The organism is Candidatus Poribacteria bacterium (assembly GCA_021295755.1).
In the GTDB taxonomy this organism is placed as follows: Bacteria; Poribacteria; WGA-4E; order WGA-4E; family PCPOR2b; genus PCPOR2b.
Window position 1 is genome coordinate 2,079 of record JAGWBT010000202.1, and the last position, 6,421, is coordinate 8,499.

The 6,421-nt window shown below is 50.1% G+C and carries 4 protein-coding genes and 1 pseudogene; all 5 read left to right on the forward strand.

What is annotated here, in order from left to right:
• The 5 genes and pseudogenes from J4G02_21560 (at position 1) to J4G02_21580 (ending at position 6,192) form a co-directional block, all read left to right on the forward strand.
• Positions 1–787, forward strand: a pseudogene (locus J4G02_21560) (Gfo/Idh/MocA family oxidoreductase).
• Between the two features lie 493 nt (positions 788–1,280).
• Positions 1,281–2,483, forward strand: coding sequence for a DegT/DnrJ/EryC1/StrS family aminotransferase (locus tag J4G02_21565; GenBank protein MCE2397108.1), 1,203 nt, complete (start codon positions 1,281–1,283; stop codon positions 2,481–2,483).
• Positions 2,484–2,711: 228 nt separating this feature from the next.
• Complete coding sequence (locus J4G02_21570; protein ID MCE2397109.1) at positions 2,712–3,230, forward strand: DUF2250 domain-containing protein; 519 nt, start codon at positions 2,712–2,714, stop codon at positions 3,228–3,230.
• A 310-nt stretch (positions 3,231–3,540) separates the two neighbouring features.
• Complete coding sequence (locus tag J4G02_21575) at positions 3,541–4,911, forward strand: MATE family efflux transporter (GenBank protein MCE2397110.1); 1,371 nt, start codon at positions 3,541–3,543, stop codon at positions 4,909–4,911.
• Positions 4,912–4,980: 69 nt separating this feature from the next.
• The gene (locus J4G02_21580) at positions 4,981–6,192 is read left to right on the forward strand and encodes a VWA domain-containing protein (GenBank protein ID MCE2397111.1); all 1,212 of its coding nucleotides are present in this window, start codon (positions 4,981–4,983) and stop codon (positions 6,190–6,192) included.
• The last annotated feature ends 229 nt before the right edge of the window (positions 6,193–6,421 follow it).

The following is a 6,421-nucleotide window of genomic DNA, read 5'->3' on the forward strand; positions in this document are numbered from 1 at the left end:
CACCCCCACCATTCCACAGTCCTGCAGCGATCGCTGCGATGGAGAACGGGATGCCGGTGATCTGCGAAAAGCCGATCGCCGACACGCTCGAAGCGGCGAAGGCGATGGTGGCGGCTTCCCAGAAAACGGGGATGCCGTGTGCGATTATCCAGAATTATCGCTATGCGAGGAATAAGCAGGAGTTGGTTCGCATCCGGGAGGAGGGACGGTTAGGACGGCTTCAGCATATCGTGGGGCGGTACGCGTGTGATTATCGCCGCTATCAATCGTGGGGTAAGGCGTGGCGGCACGATATGGATTTCAGTCTTCTCTTTGAGGGATCTGTCCACCATCTCGACATGCTGCGCTTCCTCTCCGGCGGCGACTGCGAGACGTTGGTCGGGTTCGCAAGCACTTTTCCAGTGGACTGTACCTGATGCAGATGGACAACGGGGTGCATACCTGTTACGAGGGAAACAGTTCTGCTGCGGGCATCGTCAACTGTTGGCATAACGAACATTATCGCGCGGAATTCGAGGAAGGGTGTGTCGAAATCGCCGGTGAAGCTGAGGTTACAATTCATCGGGTCGGTCAGGAGCCGGAGACATACGAAGCACCGGAGATCCCCCGTTTCGGTCATGAGCATCTATTCGACGAATTTATCAATTGGATTGATAGCGGTCAACCCTCTGCAACGCGAATTGAGGATAACATCAAGAGCTTCGCGTTAGTGATTGCGGCGATGGAAACAAGCGTTGACGGACAACCGAAACGGATTGCGGACTATTTGAGCGGTCTAGATTTGTGATTCGTAAAAGGTAAAGTGTAACTTCATTATGTTAGGGCTTACGCACATGGTCAAAAAATAGGTTATAATAATGCAAGTTACTAGAGCGTACTGACATTTATGTGGAATCTTGCTCATAAATCGAGGCTAATATGACAGGTTAGCAAACCGTTCAGTGGAATCTTACTCATAGATTGATATTGGCATGGCAGGTCAACAAACCCTTTACAGGCAACCGCTATAGCATAGCGCACATCTATAATACCGCTAAAGTATAGTGGCCATCGGGATTCGTGGCACACCCGCGAATTATGAATACCCGTATAGGGCATTGAAAATATTTTTTTTACCTGTCAGTGCCCTGCCAAACCGTTGAATCGTAGCGGTGTGCGATGTCCATAGTCAGACCACTTGGCTTCATTGGTATTATGGTACGATTTCTTAAGCGTTAGAACGATACAGCGGGATCGGGACTAGGAAACACGCGCTCACCCCAAGTACAAGGAGAAGAAATATGGCAAATTTAGCGATCAATGGCGGCACGCCGGTTCGGACGGAACCATATCCCTCTTGGCCCACCTTTGACGATAACGACCTCAAAATCTTTGAGGAGATCTATCGAAGCGGGGTATGGGGCACCGGCGGGTCAAGGGTTCCTGAGTTTGAGGAGCGTTTCGCTCAATTCCAGGGCGTAAAATATGGTGTCTGCGTGAATAGTGGCACGGCGGCACTGTTTGTCGCACTCAAGGCTGCGGGTGTCGGGCTTGGCGACGAGGTTATCACAACCCCGTACACCTTCCAAGCGACGGTGGTGTCAATTCTGATGGCGAACGGAACACCGGTGTTTGTGGATACGCTCCCCGACGGTTTTAACATTGATCCATCAAAAATCGAGGCGGCGATCACACCGAAGACCAAAGCTGTCTTGCCGGTTCATATTGCAGGCTATCCCGCCGATATGGACGGGATTTTAGAAGTTACGGAACGGAACAACCTTGTTGTGGTTGAGGACTGCGCCCAAGCGCATGGCGCGGAGTGGCGGGACAGAGGGGTCGGCGGTTGGGGACATCTCGGTTGTTTTAGTTTTCAATCTTCCAAGAATTTATGTGCGGGCGAGGGTGGTATTGTTCTGACCAACGATCGGAAACTGTATGAACGCGCGTGGTCGATTCACAACTGTGGACGCTCTCCGTCCGAGTCCGAGTTTGAGACGGAAACGTTCGGCGGAAACTTCCGGATGACGGAGTGGCAGGGCGGATTGTTGCTATCACGTCTTAGGCGGTTGGATGGCGAGGTCAACCTACGCAATACAAATATGCGTTCTCTGGATGCTGGGTTGGGAGAAATCCCCGGCATCAAGGTGGTGCCGCTCGATTCACGCGCCACCCGCGGCGGCTGTCACGGCTATAAGGCGATTTTCGACCCAGAGGAATTTGAGGGCATCTCCCGCGAAACATTCATCAAGGCGATGGGGGCGGAGGGGGTTCCAATGCGACATTGGTACACGACACCGATGTATCGAGAACCGTTTATGGAATCGGATCTCTTGAGTGCGAAACCTGATGATTCAAACGTCTCCTGTCCAGAGACGGAAAAGCTGTGTAAAAACGGTTTGGCGCTCAGCCAGAGCATTCTGATGGGAACTGAGGAAGATATGGCGGATATTGTCACGGCAGCAACAAAGATCCGTCGTTATGTGGGCGAATTGAAGTCCTGAATCCGTGCAACTAGCAGATATAAACCTAAGTTCGTTTTATACACATGTCGCCCCGCTGGGGATTTTTGTTCATCGGTGTAATTAAGTAGTTTCCCTGCGCGAAGTTTCCAAAGTCCCCCTGATAAGGGGGATTTAGGGGGTTGGCTGCGCATCGAAGGTGTATAAGAGGTTACGGCATATGGCGTATGCCTACTACTAGCAACTGAGGTTATAAATAACGGACGCACAATGCACCAAGAACTTACCTACAAGCTCGCCCAATGTTGTTCACCGGAGGCAGGGGAGGGCATCATCGGGTATTTTAAGGAGGATGGCACGGTTGCTGTCCATCGCCCCGATTGCGCTTCCGTCCAGTACCTGCGTCTTGAGCGGCTGCTTGAGGTGACGTGGGATGAAATCCATGCAGCGGAGAAGCCTGCCGATATAGAGACGGAAGATTCGACATTTGATAAACTGGATGAAGTGGATTATCTTATCCTGAAACATCATCAGGAATTTGGATTAGACTATTCGATTATTGTCTCGGAGATGCTCGGTCTGCCTCTTGAGGAGACCCACAAACGGCATCGGAAGCTGCGGGAATTGGGTGGCTTGAAACGTGTGGAGAGACGGATGATTCAGTACCGCAAGAACATTGTGAAGGGGAAGTGGATCAAACACCGCAATCATACCTACTATGAATTGACACCCAAAGGGGATCGGTGGGTGCACTGGTTTGAGAAGAAAACACAGGCGGTTTCATCGTAAAATAAGAGCGTGAAACGTGAAAACTATTTATGGTGAAGTCTATAAATAAGTGAACATTTATCAGTAAATGTGACATTAGCATGACCGCTAATTCCCCCCTGATAAGGGGGGCTAGGGGGGTTAAGTGCTCATCTGTAATGTCCAAGTAATTCTAAAATCTATTGATGAAGTTGGGCTAGGAAGTCCAACCTACAGAGGCGAAAAAAGACAGTGCAGAATGTAAAGAGAAACCGAGTTTTTTCTTGAAAACTCGGTTTCTGTTGCACGATTTCTTAACATGAGCCAAAGGGAATAGTCTCAGGAGAATGGATTGCAACAAAACATAGAAAGTCAGGGTGTAAAGGGAGGGTTAGCGGGACCCGGTGGCTACCGAGAGGTCTGGTTGTTAGCATATCCGATCGTCATCACGATGCTATCGCGAACAGCGATGATGTTTGTGGATACGGCGATGGTCGGACGTTTGGGCGCAACAGAATTGGCGGCTGTCGGATTAGCAGGGATATTGACATGGACGTTATTCTCCTTTTTTCAAGGATTTCTGGGTAGCGTCAACACCTTCGTCGCACAGCGTTATGGAGCCGGAGATCGACGGGGGATCACCGTTGCGGCGTGGCAAGGGCTTTACCTCGCACTCGGGTCGTATCTCATCATACTGGTGATTAACCTATTTACGGTGCCTGCGTTTGCCCTGATGAAGCCATCGCCAGAGGTACAACGTCTGGGCATCATCTACACGCAAATCCGGTTATGTGGCGGAATTACGGTCTTCATCTCTTTTGGGATGGCGAGTTTTCTACGGGGCATCGGCGACACGAAAACACCGATGCGGATTGAGATTGTCGCAAATTTGGTCAACCTCCTCCTCGACTATCTGTTAATCTTTGGTAAATTTGGGTGTCCCCGGCTTGAAATCGTTGGTGCTGCGATTGCCACGTTGATTGCGGGTGTAGTCGCAGTAATTTGCTATTTCGCTGTTTTCCTCTCACGGAAGTCGGATCGGGCGTTCCAGACCCGATCCCATTTCCAGATTGACTCGCGTGACCTCCGCCGTATTCTTCGGATAGGCTTGCCGATGGGCGTTCACAATCTGATGGATATGGGGAGCTTTACGGTGTTTGTCGCCTTGGTCGGACGCATGGGTGACATCGCACTTGCGGCGAATAATGCCGGGGTCACTTTGATTTCTACATCATTTATGCCTCTGTATGGAATTTCTATGGCAGCAACGACGCTGGTTGGGCACTACATCGGATCCGGTCAACTCCATTATGCCCGCAGGAGTGGCTACACGGCGATAAAATTGGGAGTAGTATATACTTTTTTCGTTGCGATTGCGTTTTTTGCGGTACCAGAATTTCTTATCTCGCTGGTTACACCGGATGCGGAGGTTATTCGTCTCGGGACGCGGCTCCTGTTTTTTGCAGCGCTTTTTCAACTCTCCGATGGGTTTGGTATCTGTGCGTCGGGTGCACTCAAGGGGGCCGGTGATACCTTTTTCACCATGTGCGTTAGCATCGGGTATGCGTGGCTGCTCTTTCTTCCGCTTGCATATAGTTTAGCATTTTTGTTGGGGTATGGAGTTCCCGGCGCGTGGTGTGGTGCCACAATCTATATCATTTTGGCGGGTATAACCTATTTCCTCCGTTTTCGCAGTGACCGGTGGGAGCGTATTCGAATCTAAAGACTGATCCGAGTGCTGTTCCGCGACGATGTGGTAATATTCGTGGATATCAATGGGAGGGACGGACAAATGCTTGGACGACATACGGAATTCAACAAAATTCGGCGATGGTCAGCGATACTGGTCGCTTTAATTGTGCATCTGATTATCGGAATTGTTTACGTCTTAACTCCTCGTGACGAAGTGGTCAGAGATAAGGACCATATCTGGGTGGAATGGGTGAAAGAGCCACCGAGACCTGAGGTGAAAACGATTAAGATCAAACCGCCGCTGAAGATGCAAGCTCGTAAGCCTGACGAGAATTTGGCTCTCAGATCGAAAGAAAAACTCCTTGAATCCTCACGCCACAAATTGACGGAAGTTGCCCGCCGCAGCCAACGGATTGTACGCGAGAATTTCGATGTGACTACAGCCCCGCTCACTGAGAAGCTGCCGGACGTAATGACGGATGTGGACTTGCGGGAATCTGAAAGGTCAGATATTGGGCGACCGGTTTCACTTCGGGCGGACGGCCAAGGCAAAGTGACGGGACGGGTGCGCGTGCGTGGTCAACGTAGCGGTCTGGATATGGTGGATTCGTTGGGAGGCTCAGAAAAAGGGTTGATTGGTGGAGGTGGGTCGCCGGGTGCTGGGAAAAAATTAAAGAAATTACCGAACATCAAGGACAAACTCGGCATCATCGAATTCATTGAGGAAGCGGAGGGGCCCCAACAGGTTATCTTCTGCCTTGATGTCTCCGCGAGTATGCAGGCGGCTGGACTAAGAAAACTGGAATTGGCAATTGAAGCGATCAAGGAAGCGTTGGCTTCCCTTGATGCGGATGATTCTTTCAATATCATCACTTTTGCGGCGAATGCCAAGATGGGGAAGGGTAAGCTAGCACCGGTGACAGAGAAGAACATCGAAACGGTGTCGAAGTATCTGGATCGGTTCACGCCCGAACGAATCGCAAATAGTCAAGGAACAAACCTCCTCGAAGCCATTGAAACGGCACTTGAGGTCAACCCATCAATTATTGTGTTGGTTACCGACGGTTTACCCACAACAGGTAATCATAAAAATATTGAAGTAGATTCGACAACAATTCTGGAAACCGTCAAAGCGAAAAATGTTAATAGTGCAAGCATCTATGTTGTTGCGCTTGAGATAGATCTGAAGCATTCACCCGGTGCCGGCCTCCTTATCGATCTAGTTGAACAAAACAGTGGAGAGATAAAAGTCGTTGATTACAAGCAGCTCGTGGAATTTGCACAGGAGGACTCGGATACAGAGGAATTTTGATGATAGGTTCGGGTAAGTAGTCGGCATACTCCGTATGCCGTAGCCCTTGTGCAAATGATCGCACGGTTACTGCTTCCCGCTTTGTTATAGGTGTGTGAGTTTCACTCTATCTATTTATCCTACGTTACAATAAAGGCCCCATAGGTCGGGAAAAGCCCCAGAGGGGCGATATGTGTATAGCAATTCCGAAATTCCATGCCCCAAAGCCCCAGAGGGGCGACATGTGTGT